We start from the raw sequence: 13176 nt of genomic DNA on the forward strand, positions 1-13176 counted from the left end.
GGTAAATTACAAGAAGAATTAAAATTGAAACGCTACCATCAGCTAATAAAATGCATGTTCAATTGAATTTAACCATAATAATACCCCCTTCCTAAAGGTTGGAGATGGATTATTAACGTTTGTTGAGTGAACGTATTTATCAACATCATAAGTTCCACCAACAGGCATTAGCTCGTCCCCTTCTAGTTTCAACCTCGTTTGATTTTTTTTAAAAGGGTATAGGATACATGAATTTTTTCATTTTCTAAGGCAATCCCTGGCACTAGTCTTATCCACAATGATTTTGGATAAGCTACCAATTGGTCTGGATAAACGCTTCTATGCCCTATAGAGATATAAGCTGTGATACAGGCTGCTACGACATATATTCCCGTTAAACTGCCGAATAACTCGAATCCCATAAATACCGCTGCTATTGGAGTATTAGATGCGGAGTCAACCACTGATACCATACCAACTGCTGCTCCTAAGGCAGGATTGATACCGAGAATATGTGCTAATATATGGTTTATCAGCAAACATCACGCGAATGATTTCATCTTCCTTGGAAAGGACGTATTTAAAAGCAAGAGCCTTTGTAGGAATATCCTCCTTTTTAAGCTCATATTTTCTTTCTTCTTTTTCACTTGCACACTCAAAAAACTGTAAAGCAAGAAGATTGAAATGATCTGAACACGATGAAAAATCTAAAGTGTTCAAATGCCAAATTATTTTTTTGCTATTTTGCTTTTAACAATTTCATTAGGAATTTCTTCAATTGTAGAAACTCTATATCTTTGTAAAATTTCATTGTAACCAGTTGATTCAAAAATATTTTCGGTTAATATCTTCATTAATTCCATGTTTCGTATCATTTCAATTCTTGTTTTCTCCATGTTATTCCTTACATATTTACGATAAACATCTTTACTGATTACGCCGTCATTCTGAATATTGGTAAAAATTGTTCGATAACCAATAACAAAAAAGGTCACCGAGAATCAACCCGATAACCTTTGACCAGAAACTTCTTTTTTCATTACTTTGCTCCAAATTGCCCTTTGTTCTTCTATCTGCGTTCTAAGAACTTTGTTCTCTTTATTCATTTGAACTAAATCGTCATAATAAATAGGGTCACTTTATTTTATAACTTCTATCGCTTTTAAAACAGATCCATACGTCTTAATCGATGAAAAGTCGATTCCGGCACTAATAGATTTTGTTGCTAAATCGGGACGAATACCAGTAAAAACCATATTTACTCCCAACAACCGGAGAACCTCATTTATTTTAAATAACTGACTTGCAACATATGTATCAATAGTAACAATTCCGGAGAAATCCATAATAAGGTATGCAAGCTTTAATCGAGAAATTTCGGGTACAACCCAATTAAAAATATGTTCAACTCTTTCAGATTCAACGTTTCCTATTAAAGGAAGAACAGCAATACCATCATGGATAGGTACAATAGGAGCCGATAATGCATCAATTGCTTTTTGTTTTTTAATTAACTCTTTTCCTCTTTTATCAATGACACTATCGGTCTGTCGCTCAAAAGCAAGTATGGTCTCAGTAACGGTTATATCGAGCATATAGTTAACACGTTTATTTATTTCAGCAGATTCTTCAAAGGTAAGTCCATGCTCTAAAGAAACCTTTGTGATTTGGTCTATAAGACCCAATCTAATTTGAGGATAACGCCCGATTATTCCTGAAATTCTGCCCCTGTGCGCCGCTGAACGTTCTCCACTTTTTTGACTCATTTTTAAAAAACCTTCTGGTACTTCATATTCATTTAAAGTTATGCCTTCAGCCGATAATGTGATGAACTCAGTGTAAACACTGTAGTAATACTCTAAGTCTTCTTGAGAAAGTACGATCCCAAGTCTTTGGACAATATCATCAACGACTTTAACTGCTAATGAATCAGCATGTTCAGTTAGATAATCAGCAACCACTGAAAATGATTTCATAATTCTCCCCCCATCCTTTCTTTCATTTCGATTATATCCTTTATTTTTTAAAATGAATATTTTTAATCATATTGTTAGAATATCATATCCATTTTCTAAATTATATTTACTTTAATCCTTTTACTGTTCTTAATATTCGGAACTTCGTAATTTGTTAGACATTATTATTCATAATTTCACTAAGGTATAGAATTCCTTTTTAAAGGATTCGTAATCAAAATCCTTTTTTAATTCTTCAACATCTAAATAAATATTGATTTTGCCTTGGAAAAAATAATGCTAATTTATCTATTTCAAATCTCCTCTCATAAAGGAATTCAAACGGATAAAAGAGCAAAAAGTAGAATCTATCGAAAAAGGATATTCTACCGTGGAAGAATCTATCCCTAAAATGTCAGAGCTAAACGCAATTATTAACCCTATAAAAATGGAGTTGGATAAATTAGTCTTAGGTTTAGCCTTACGTTTCTTCTTAGGTGACTTCATTTGCTCTAGCTGCTGTTTCTGTTTATCTGGTAATTGATCAGCAATTCTCATCCCATTACCTTCTTGTACATAATATCACTCTGCTATTTAGTTGATTTGATAACGTTTATGACAATCTTCATACCAAAATTAACATTGTAAATAGAAGGTGAATTAGCAGAAGCATAATTTTTATTATGCTCCTGCTAATTGCACTGCGAATAGACTTGCTAATTGATAACTAAAAAAACGACAGTTTCCCTGTCGTCACTAAAATTTCTTATTAAACATAAGCCCCCGTTAGTGTAAGTACATTACTTCACAAACTACCCTAACCGAAAAATTAGGAACCTGTAACTAATCAACAAATAAAAAAAAGCTCTAGCTCCTTTTAGAGGAATTAGGGCTCTGTTTTATATTTTTATTTGTTAATCTTTTATTTAAATTGGTCGCCAACATGACTAATATGGATGGCAAGCTCATCGTGCTCTTTTCCCCCTAGGACATCGGAGAAAAAGTTGTTCAGTTTATCCCACGCCTCATTTACTTGCTCCGCTAAAGCCACTCCCTCATCTGTTAGGTAAATTAAAGTGTTTCTACCAGATTGTTCATGATAAACAAGATTTTTATGTTCTAATTTTTGGGATAAAGCGGGCAATTGTAGACGGTGCTGTATGCAGTAATTCTGCCAATTCTTTTTGAGTTATACCAGGACTTTCTTTAACGGCTAATATAATAAAGCCATATGTTGGAGCCAATCCAGTTGGTTTGAACGTTACTTCTGCAACTTTGTCTAAAATACGGTCCAGTTTTTTCACAGTAAAAAACAAGCATTCATTTAATGATTGATTAATTGGTTTAGCCATAAAGCCCCCTCCTTCAACGATATTATAACTAATTATTATTGTATTTTATTATTTAATATTTTATGGATATATCAGAACACATGTCTACTGTAACAATTCGAGTATGGTACCTCAAGGTTTCAAGAAACACAAATGCCTCTTACAAAGAATATTTTACCAAAATAAATAAAAATAAAATGTACACGCAATTTAATTTAGAATAACTTTCGTAGTAAAACAAAAAAATAAAATTGACATAAAAGAAAGGAAGTATATTTCATTTTATTTTAAACAGAAATAAGCCCCAGACAGACCGCTACTCATTAGGAGATGGCGGTCTATCATCTTATCTTTACTTTAATTCTAATTTATTAGGAGGAAAGAAAATGCATACATTAGGATGGATTGGATTAGGTCATATGGGTGCACCTATGGCAAAGAATCTTTTACAAGAAGGCTACAAAGTGAATATATATAATCGTTCCCCAGAAAAAACATTCTCCTTAGTAGAATCTGGAGCAACTAAACTAAATTCACCAAAAGAAGTTGTAGATCAATCTGATATTATTTTTATTATGTTATCCAACTCTAATGCTGTAAAAGCAGTATTAACTCAAGACAATGGAGTATTAGATGCTATTCATCCAGGTAAGGTTTTAGTAGACATGAGTACGATTTCACCAGAAGATTCATTATCATATGCGAAATTGGTATCTGAAAGAGGCGGCATATATTTAGATGCACCAGTTTCTGGTTCAGTTGGAGCTGCTATAGCAGCCCAATTAGTTATTCTTGTGGGTGGAGAAGAAAAAGCTATTGATATTTGCCAGCCTTATTTTAATTTATTAGGTAAAGAAACAATTCATTTTGGTTCAAGTAGCAAAGGTAGCTCTGCAAAATTAGCCATTAATTTGTTACTTGGCATTATTGGACAAGGTATTGGAGAAACATTATTATTAGCCGAGAAATCAGGGTTAGATAAAGAAAAAGTATTGGAGATGATTTCACTTTCTGGAATGAATACACCTCTATTCCAAGGAAAAAAAGAGATGTACCGTCAAGAGGAATTTCCTTCTGCATTCATGCTCGAACTAATGTCTAAAGATTTAGGACTAGTAAAAGCCGAGGCAGATCGCCTGGCAACCAAATTACCACTTGCTGAAGTAGCGAATACTACTTATCGTTCTGCAAATGAAAATGGAAAAGCAAAGCTCGATATGGCTGCAGTTTATTTAGAGTTGAAGGAAATAAATAATTTATAGTATGTTTAGCATCCTTTTGGGATGCTTTTTATTATGTCGTCGAAATAACTTTAATGATGTCTCCCTATACAACTAACCTGCACCTTTAGTTGAATAAGAAAAAGTCACCAAAATGGCAGCTTGATCTTCAACTCTTGCTTAATAACAAAACCGAATTAACCTGCTATAATTCATACTCCCCGTGTTCAGTAATAATCGGTATCTTTATTGTTTTGTTATTAAAATCAATCTTCGGATTTAAGCCATATGTCGTTTTTTTAAAATCAATTACCCCAACCTCGGTAATGTTAAAACGGGCTATATACTCATCATCAGTATCAATAATTACAAATTCATCTTTATTTGCAAATAACGAAAAATTAAATTGCATTATGAGTTTCCAACCATGAATTAAATTGAAATTTTCATAAGGATTGATTTGTTCTTCCACCATGTTGTTTCCTCCTTAAAATAAGCACCCACCGAATGAAAATAACTTAAATATGGTATTAGTTTCCATACATGCTTCTTAAACTAACCTGCTTCGATAGTTCAACAATAAAAAGACCGCTGCGGCGATCCTCATCTTTAACTCTTGCACCCGTTAGCTGAAGAACGATTCATAAACTAATACCTTGTTCCTTTGATTGTATATAATAGACTTCTTCAAATTCAATTTTAAAGTAACCTACATCAAATTTAACAAGATTTATTAAATCCTTAAATGTGCTTGGTATTATACAATTCCAAATCAGTTCGTTAATCTTATGAGGAAAGTATTCATCATTTGGATTTGGCGTATGGATATATACTGCATCTGAGATAGGGTCTCCTTCGTGAATACATATCCAAGATTGATAAGGCTTTTCAAATGTTTCAAGCTGTTTTAATAATTTATTATACAAAGCTAAATGGGCTTTAATATGTTCTCTTCTTATTTTCAAACTATTTTTACCAACTCCGAAAAAATCGAGATGAGTATGCCAAAAATCAAACCACGAATTCGTATCAAGCTGTAAATCACAAGTCTCTACTTCTCTCCATAAATTACGAAAGTATCTATTTTTTCAACGAAATTTCTTCAAAGTATTCCTCCTAAAAACTGAAGATAAAACCCTATTTTATTATATCAGCTTGTTCAACTATCCCGCCCCGTAAGTAGAACAAGCAAAAAGACCGCCGCAGCGATCCGAATTTTAACTATTGCACCCGTTAGCGTAAGTACATTAATTCACAATCACAATATTTTACCTATTTTTCGAACTTCCTTGTATTAGCGTTCCAGGTTCTATTTCCTATCCAAATGCCTAATAAACCAAAACATAAAATATACATTAGATAAGAAATAATAACATATGGAATATACGTTAGGAGGAGTCTATTAAGCACAAACACTTGAAGTGTTACAAGTAGTAATGAAAAAATCACATAAATCAATGATATACTTAATACATATTTCTTTTTGCCTTTGGAATGAATTTTAGTCCATCTTTTTTTTCGCTTATCTTCTTTTTTTCCCACTTCAATCATCTCCTGAAAATGCTTCTTATGGAATAAATTTTCCCTTTATTTAACATTTCCCTTCTTGAAGTAACCTGCCCCGTTAATTCAATAAGAAGAAGAGAATCGCCGCATAACCCCATTTATTCACCTACTAAGCCATCACCATCTCGATCATCCATATATTTATAGAGCCATGAATCACGCGTAATTGGCATTTTAAAGCCGGCAGCTTTGGCTTCAGCGATCGTAACACTTCCATTATGATTAGTATCAACCTTACTAACATCTTCATTGCTACTTACCGTTTCGTTTGCCGGTACAGTGTTTGTTTTCGGTGGCGTACTGCTCGCACCTGTCGTTATACCTAAATTTTTGTTCACTTCATCTGGGTTTACATTGTCAAATTCATCTGTAATGGTTCTGCCTTGAATTTTGTATGTGTATTTATAATGACTTGGAATTTGAGTCTCAGTATTTGGATATGAAATCACTGCGACGAAATCTGTACAGCCTCCTGCATCTCGAATCACTTTTTCCATATAAGCTTGATCGCCGTGCCTATTGAGAGTGCTGTCTTGAGGTGTAATGTTATATGCATTAGATACTCCCCCAAGTGAATCAGCAATTACATGCCCTTCATCTAGTGTTGGACTCACTGTGCCGGGAACCTTTGCTTCATCAGAATAGTATCTCCCAGACGATGAAACATGTTCAGTATTCGGATTTTGGAGTCTTATATTTTTTGCCTCAACACGAATTAGCTGTCCGTATTCATTTGTAAAAGCCCAATATTCCCTGTCGCCAAACCCAACATCAACTCTGACATTTGGCTTTCTATATCCTGACATATCTCCGCCATCTACTTCAATTAACGTATATTTACTGTAGTCAAAGTCACCATTAACACTTGTTGTGGTCGGTGTACCAGTTGCAGGAACACTCGAACTTACTTTGCTTTCACTGGTCGTTTTTTCGGCTTCAACATTAGGTGTACTTTTTTTGCTTTCAACTGTGGTTGTGTTCGTTTTGCTTACTTCTTGAGTTTTATTTGTTTTGGTTTCTGTGTTATCTTGTTGTGAACAACCAGTAAATAAAACAAGTAGTGAAATGAGTAATAAAATGATCCCCCAAGATTTTTGATACCATTTTTGTTGCATATTGCACCTCTTTTTTATAATTGAATTATAATTAATCTACAAAATTTATCTAGGCTAACAAATTTTGAGTTATAGCATAGAAAAAACTGTCATTCTAGAAATACAAATATTATTATACTGTTAAAATACTTCAAAAAACGAATAAATTATATTCCTCTTATGATAATCCTTAATGTTATTAACCTAGTTATAGTATAACTCCTTATTCCATTAAACTCCCTCAATGAAGAATGGAAAATCTCCCGTTTTCTCCTGTTTTCTTAGATTTTCATAGTAGTTTACCTTACGGTAAATGTTTAATAGTTGGGGAATAATCACTGGAAAGGATAAAATTGGACTTCAAAAGAAAAAAGAGCCGTTACCCACTAACCAGCCAATTACAAAAATTGGTGGGTGAGTCAAAATATGATTGCACTGGTAGATGTCCACATTTCTCATGGAGGTCAACCCTCCCATGTCTCACAGAGTCTTCGCTCTCAAATTCCTTCGTCCAACCTTACCATGAGGTGGATGTCGGCCATTCTGCCCCACAGGGTCTTAGCCCGTAATTTAGTTGCTTTGCCGACTAATCCGTGCTTCGAATGTCCCCAAAACCATAAAACAATAACTATTATTTATCTAAACAAAAAACAAAATTAAGCGGCCAATTCTGCCTTCTTTAATACTGACAAATGAGGGATGTCTTTTAACATCTTTTCTTCACTAAACTCAAATTTCTTTTTACCTATACTAAAGAAGATACGGATCAGTTTATTACATAAAGCGATAAGAGACTGCATCTTCTTTAATGGATTATCTGTACGTTGAGTATAGTAAGCATGTAATGTCTTAAATGCAGAATTTTTGGCGACGAGAATCATACAAACCCTGTATAACAGAGCCCTCAGTTTCTTTCGTCCTCTTTTTGTGATGGTCGTTTTTCCTTTGTGCTTACCGGATGTATTTTCTTTTAAGCTTAAGCCGGCCAGCTTAATAATTTGCCGGGGATGAGAATATTCTCTAAGATCACCAACCTCCGTAAAGAAGTCGGCAATTGTATCCCTTCCCACACCTTTTATGGCTAACATTTGTGGTACACCTGGTATTTCATCGAGTAAACCATCTATTTTTGCATCCAATTCTTCGAATTTCAACTGAATTAATTTATATTTAGCCAGAATCGTTTTTAGCTCTAATTTAGCCATTTCGGAGCCTTGTCGAAGTCCGATGGACTTACTGGCTGCTTGCTTTAACTCCCGAATCTTACTTAATCCCACACTCCGTGTTACGGATTTTCTTAAATGGGAAAGCAGTTCATGTTCAGAGAAATTTACGATTTCATGAGGTAAGGCATAGAGCTTTAAAAATTGTAACGCTGCCTTGCCCTCCCACTTCTTAAAGACTGTTAGAAATTCAGGAAAGTACCGATCAATCCAGTTGTGAACCTGCCCTTGGACCGTTTGGAGATCCTCTGTTAAAAGATCGCGTATTTTCTTTGCCACACGGAGTTCGGCATAAACACCTTGTGGTATCGTAGGTTCGGCGTATCTTCCGTCTTTGACCAGCTGGGCTATAACTTTAGCGTCTTTCAAATCATTCTTAGTAGGTGAGTTATCATCCAACACCTTGCTTTTCTTGACGTGCAAGGGATTTACAGCCACAAATTTAATCCCGTTTTCTTTTAAAATATGAGCGAGATTAAACCAATAGTGTCCTGTTGGCTCCATGCCAACCATGACTTTATCCATATTCTGTTCTTTTTTGATTTCCGAAATCCATTGTAGAAAAAGCTCAAAACCTTCTTTTGTATTTTCGAATTGACATGGTGATCCAAACTCTATACCTCTAAAATCCTGGGCACGTGCCACATGCTTAAATTTAGCAATATCGACTCCTATAATAAGAGTTTGAGAAGTTATTTGAGCAATCTTCTTATTCTGGTTATAATTCATTTTAAAGCCTCCTGGTATTTTGAGAGATTTGTCCTTTTTGCTGGCCAGCGTCAGGACTCTTTCATTCTACCAAGAGGTTGTTTTTTTGTTCAAACTCCATTTTCCTTAATTACAGGAATGCTGCCCCGTTACTTCAATAAGCAAAAAGCGATCCTTCGTTATTGAAGAATCGCTACCCGTTAGTGCAATGAATCCCGAAGCATTGTTTCCTAATTTTTCTCTAATATAACAAGTGAATAAACTGTTGCAACTGAACCACCTGACATAGCACTCTGAGAGATAACCTTCCAACCCTCTTGCAAAAGTTGATTTAAATCACTTAAGTTATTCTTTTTATCGGTAACATAATAAACTACGATTGCCTTTTGCATGATACACCTCCTGAACAAAATATATCCTACTATCCGTTAAACTGCCCCGTCACTTGAAGAAGAAGGTAATTTAGTTGTTCCAGTAAAGCCCCGTTAGTGTAAGTACAATATTTCACAATCTTTCTTGTGGAATAAGAAAAAAGGCAACCTTCATCTTGAAGAATCACACTAGTTACTTTAATAAAAAATTATTTCTGAACTAAACTACAATGACCTGACACGATTGTTAATTTATCTCCATTCATTAGCCAAACCCGTGAATAACACATTTCATCTTCAAAAGGCTCTATACCAAATATCCCTTTTAAAGCAGCACGTGTTACAGTTACAGCAGAATTTTCTAATAGAATCACTTTTTGGTCTAAAATTTTGATATCAGTAAAATTCAATACTCCTGAACGATGTGCTTCAATATCGGCTTCCTTCGTTAATATTTGTCCAAAGTGATTCACAAAGATAAGGTTATCATTAATCAGATTGTCAAGGCTATTAACATCCCCAATTAGCATCGCTTCTCGAAGTCGTTCTTCATAATCAATAATTAAACTTTCCTCCATATTAAAGCCTCCCTTAAAGTGGTTATACATACTATATAGATATTATTATTTCATTGTCATTATTATGTCTTCTTCCACTAAGCTCACGTTAGCACAACAAGAAAAAAAGACCGCTACGGCAATCTCTTATTTAACTCTTGCTACCCTATAGTTTAAGTGAAACATATCACAATCCCATATTTCGGTTTAAGTGTCTACTGTCTTTCTTGTAGCCTTTTTTTAGTTCGGTAGGATAACTTGGACAATTACACAGTCTCTCAAAAATTAATGGAATAAAATGGTAGAGAAGAAAAACTGTACAAGCTTTTCTTCTATTGATTCTTTTACTATTTAATACCCAAGGAGGTGAATAATATTGTCTTTACCGAATATTCCTAATATGACACCTAACATTTCTCTTAGCACTTCACAAACTGTTCCATTGCTTTTGGCTTCCATTGCCCTTGAGGAATTAGCTCTTGCTCATATCGTCAATGCCGAGGCAGAGAAGCTTCAACTTATTTTAGGAACATTAACGCCTACTAGAACTACATTCTCTCCTGCTGTTGTTTCACTATCCAATCTTCTAGCTGTGAATACAAATGTTCAAAGAACTCTTCGAGATGTAATTAAAAAGGAAATGCTATTGGAGTTCAAATTTGAAAACATCCTAGATTTAATCCCAACTATTCCTACAACTCCACCAACTCCAACAGGGTCACTTTCAATTTTGAAAAACGTTTCCAGCACTATAATAACGACAGGAAGCAGTCTTACCTTTTTTATCACTGTGGCCAATACGGGAACTACACCGCTAACCAATTTGACGGTAACCGAAACACTACCAGCAGGTACAACTTTTCTTTCAGCGATTGCACCAGGTGGATTTACCACTACTACTCCTCCTGTAGGTGGAACAGGAACTGTTACATTCACTACATTAAATCCAATTCCTCCATTAGGCACAGTCAGTTTTCAAATAGTAGTTACGGTGGTTGCTACCCCAGTTTCAACTATTAACAATACGGCTACTGCTAGTGCTGATGGGGTAGCTCCTGTAACAACTCCACCAACTACTACAATTGTAGTAGGTTAGAATTAGTTTCCCAACCCTCTAAAGTAGATAAAACAAGCTTTTAAGTTAAAGATCGAATTGGAAAAGGTACTATATCTAACAATTTTCTTCCATCCCGAACGAAGCAAGAAATATATTTCGATTCCACGTAGGAAAATCTAAAACTAAACGGAGGGGCAATCCATACATAATTGGATTGCCCCTCCCGATTATCAAAGTAAGAAATCAATCGTATCTTCGAGTTCGAACAATAACAGAATTTCTTTGGCTATAATTGCTCGCAATTAGGATATTGTGCTTATTAAACTATCCTGCCCCGATAGTTTAAGTGTAATCCTTCACAATCTGTTCTACGATTTAATATAATTACAATCCCTAATATTGTTGTTCCAGAATCCAGTACAATACAAAAAGACGCCTTCTTATTCAAGAAAAGCGCCCTTTAATGGAATAACTTTATATCACTTAACACTCTTTTAATAGCCAAGAAATTATTTAAACATTATTTCATTGTGTGTACAATTAATCCAATATGAGTAAAATAATTCAAAATGCCAAATGAAGTCCAAATAATACCAGTAATGATCCAGGCACCTTTATTTAATTTAACCAAACTTTCGTTTGGTTTTTCTTTTTGATTAACAGCGAATAAGATTGCCCCAACTCCTGTAAGAGCAAGTAAAATAGACATAAATGTTGCTTCAATCATTGGATAGGCAGCGAATAGTCCAGAAATAGGTTCTTGCGGAGGGGCGGCAAATAAACGAAAAGTTACTCCAGCACACCCCATTGCAATAAGAGAACACCCCATTGCTATTGCAAAATAAGATAATGGTTTTAAATAATGTGGTAAACTTTTCTTTAAGTTTTCAGATACTAAAGCTGTATCATTCATATCAATCCCTTGTTTTATATAAAAATTTGCCTTTCTCCATAAGAGAATCGTTATTGCTAAAAGAAGAACCCCAAAAGCTAAAGAGGATTCACCAAAGATAATATCATCAAATGCAAATCCCATTTTTGAAAGTGGCCAAGTTAAAGTCATGTGTAAACCCGTTAAAGTTAATATGAACCCGGGAATTCCAAAGCCAAGAGCCCAACCTTCTAAATGTCCAATTTTATTAGAATTTAAGTGCGAAAAAAATTTAACAATGGATAATAAAGAAACACCTACTGATACAGACATAATCGTATTGTATACTGCTGTTGTTTCCCAATGAATAACCATAAGTTATACCCCTACCTTGTTGTTTTAATTTAAATTGCTATAATCTTGGTTCAAATTTTTAAAAAATATTTCTACTTTTTATTATGGCAATGTTAATAAAGATTCATACAAAACTGAGAAGTTTTATTATGGGTATTTTTACATATCCCCTCGAAAAGGTTTATTAAGGGAAAAAACGCTGCTATTCAATCTTTTTATAAATTTGAACAAATTTGAATCAATAAAAGTGATAGAAGGCTGTTTGAATGAAAAATAAAATATAGCTTGGAGTATATAATATTAATATTTGTCTAGGATGTATGTTGTAGTTTATAAATGAACAGGAGTGATTTTTATGGAAAAGACTAAATGGAATGTAGATACTGCACATAGTAGTATTGATTTTTCTATCAGACATATGATGGTATCTAAAGTTAAAGGTACTTTTCATACTTTCGAAGCATCCATAGAAGCTGACCTCGATGACTTAACCACGGCATCAATTGAATTTTCAGTGGACGTTAACAGTGTAGATACTCGTAACGAAGATCGTGATAATCACTTACGTTCAGCGGACTTCTTTGATGTAGAGAACAATCCTAAAATGACGTTTAAATCAACAAAAATTATTAAGAAGAGTCCCGGTGAATACGAGATAACTGGAGACTTAACCATTCGTGGGACAACTAATCCTGAAACGTTTACTTTAACCTATGAAGGAAGTGGGAAAGATCCTTGGGGGAATGTAAAGGCTGGTTTTGAAGCTCACGGTTCCATTAGTAGAAGTGAGTATGGTTTGAAGTGGAATGCAGCATTAGAAACCGGTGGAGTATTAGTGGCTGATCAGGTTCAAATTACACTTGAAGTACAAGCAGCCAAAGGAGCTTAAA

16 protein-coding genes are annotated in these 13176 nt (G+C 34.4%); 3 read left to right on the top strand and 13 right to left on the bottom strand.

Translation table 11 applies throughout. The features are described from left to right. Positions 1-188: 188 nt before the first annotated feature. From AC3ANL_RS14480 to AC3ANL_RS14505, 6 genes are all read right to left on the bottom strand, one after another. A complete protein-coding gene (locus AC3ANL_RS14480) occupies positions 189-452 on the bottom strand; it encodes a hypothetical protein (protein WP_488325141.1) in 264 nt (87 codons plus the stop codon). A gap of 255 nt (positions 453-707) precedes the next feature. Beyond that, positions 708-974 carry a hypothetical protein gene (locus tag AC3ANL_RS14485; RefSeq protein ID WP_488325142.1) on the bottom strand — a complete coding sequence of 89 codons (267 nt, stop codon included), beginning with the start codon at positions 972-974 and terminating at the stop codon, positions 708-710. 144 nt (positions 975-1118) lie between these two features. Further along, positions 1119-1955, bottom strand: a complete 837-nt coding sequence (locus AC3ANL_RS14490; RefSeq protein ID WP_488325143.1) for an STAS domain-containing protein — start codon at positions 1953-1955, stop codon at positions 1119-1121. A gap of 288 nt (positions 1956-2243) precedes the next feature. Continuing rightward, positions 2244-2492 carry a hypothetical protein gene (locus AC3ANL_RS14495; RefSeq protein WP_488325144.1) on the bottom strand — a complete coding sequence of 83 codons (249 nt, stop codon included), beginning with the start codon at positions 2490-2492 and terminating at the stop codon, positions 2244-2246. Between the two features lie 364 nt (positions 2493-2856). After that, complete coding sequence (locus AC3ANL_RS14500; RefSeq protein WP_488325145.1) at positions 2857-2985, bottom strand: hypothetical protein; 129 nt, start codon at positions 2983-2985, stop codon at positions 2857-2859. Positions 2986-3046: 61 nt separating this feature from the next. After that, positions 3047-3286 (bottom strand): MarR family winged helix-turn-helix transcriptional regulator, encoded by a 240-nt coding sequence (locus tag AC3ANL_RS14505; protein WP_488325146.1) that lies wholly within the window; start codon positions 3284-3286, stop codon positions 3047-3049. 365 nt (positions 3287-3651) lie between these two features. Here AC3ANL_RS14505 and AC3ANL_RS14510 point away from each other — a divergent pair, with 365 nt between their 5' ends. Beyond that, positions 3652-4527, top strand: coding sequence for an NAD(P)-dependent oxidoreductase (locus AC3ANL_RS14510; RefSeq protein WP_488325147.1), 876 nt, complete (start codon positions 3652-3654; stop codon positions 4525-4527). Positions 4528-4690: 163 nt separating this feature from the next. Here the strand turns inward: AC3ANL_RS14510 and AC3ANL_RS14515 are convergent, their stop codons facing one another. The 6 genes from AC3ANL_RS14515 to AC3ANL_RS14540 all read right to left on the bottom strand — a co-directional run bounded on the left by AC3ANL_RS14515 (position 4691) and on the right by AC3ANL_RS14540 (position 10025). After that, complete coding sequence (locus tag AC3ANL_RS14515) at positions 4691-4960, bottom strand: hypothetical protein (RefSeq protein WP_488325148.1); 270 nt, start codon at positions 4958-4960, stop codon at positions 4691-4693. Between the two features lie 166 nt (positions 4961-5126). Then, positions 5127-5450, bottom strand: coding sequence for a hypothetical protein (locus AC3ANL_RS14520; RefSeq protein WP_488325149.1), 324 nt, complete (start codon positions 5448-5450; stop codon positions 5127-5129). A 699-nt stretch (positions 5451-6149) separates the two neighbouring features. After that, positions 6150-7166, bottom strand: coding sequence for a DNA/RNA non-specific endonuclease (locus AC3ANL_RS14525; RefSeq protein ID WP_488325150.1), 1017 nt, complete (start codon positions 7164-7166; stop codon positions 6150-6152). A gap of 635 nt (positions 7167-7801) precedes the next feature. Further along, on the bottom strand, positions 7802-9097 hold the full coding sequence (locus tag AC3ANL_RS14530; protein WP_488325151.1) for an IS110 family RNA-guided transposase: 1296 nt from the start codon (positions 9095-9097) through the stop codon (positions 7802-7804). Positions 9098-9306: 209 nt separating this feature from the next. After that, on the bottom strand, positions 9307-9468 hold the full coding sequence (locus AC3ANL_RS14535) for a hypothetical protein (RefSeq protein ID WP_488325152.1): 162 nt from the start codon (positions 9466-9468) through the stop codon (positions 9307-9309). 188 nt (positions 9469-9656) lie between these two features. Further along, positions 9657-10025, bottom strand: coding sequence for a nuclear transport factor 2 family protein (locus AC3ANL_RS14540; RefSeq protein WP_488325153.1), 369 nt, complete (start codon positions 10023-10025; stop codon positions 9657-9659). 355 nt (positions 10026-10380) lie between these two features. On the opposite strand from AC3ANL_RS14540, the gene AC3ANL_RS14545 reads away from it, so the two are divergent. Further along, complete coding sequence (locus tag AC3ANL_RS14545; protein ID WP_488325154.1) at positions 10381-11100, top strand: alpha-helical endospore appendage domain-containing protein; 720 nt, start codon at positions 10381-10383, stop codon at positions 11098-11100. 481 nt (positions 11101-11581) lie between these two features. On the opposite strand, the gene AC3ANL_RS14550 is transcribed toward AC3ANL_RS14545, so the two are convergent. After that, entirely contained in the window at positions 11582-12307 is a 726-nt protein-coding gene (locus AC3ANL_RS14550) for a DUF981 family protein (protein WP_488325155.1), read from the bottom strand. 334 nt (positions 12308-12641) lie between these two features. On the opposite strand from AC3ANL_RS14550, the gene AC3ANL_RS14555 reads away from it, so the two are divergent. Next, positions 12642-13175, top strand: coding sequence for a YceI family protein (locus AC3ANL_RS14555; protein WP_387314412.1), 534 nt, complete (start codon positions 12642-12644; stop codon positions 13173-13175). Position 13176: the final 1 nt, after the last annotated feature.

Source organism: Neobacillus sp. DHD-1R, assembly GCF_057747995.1.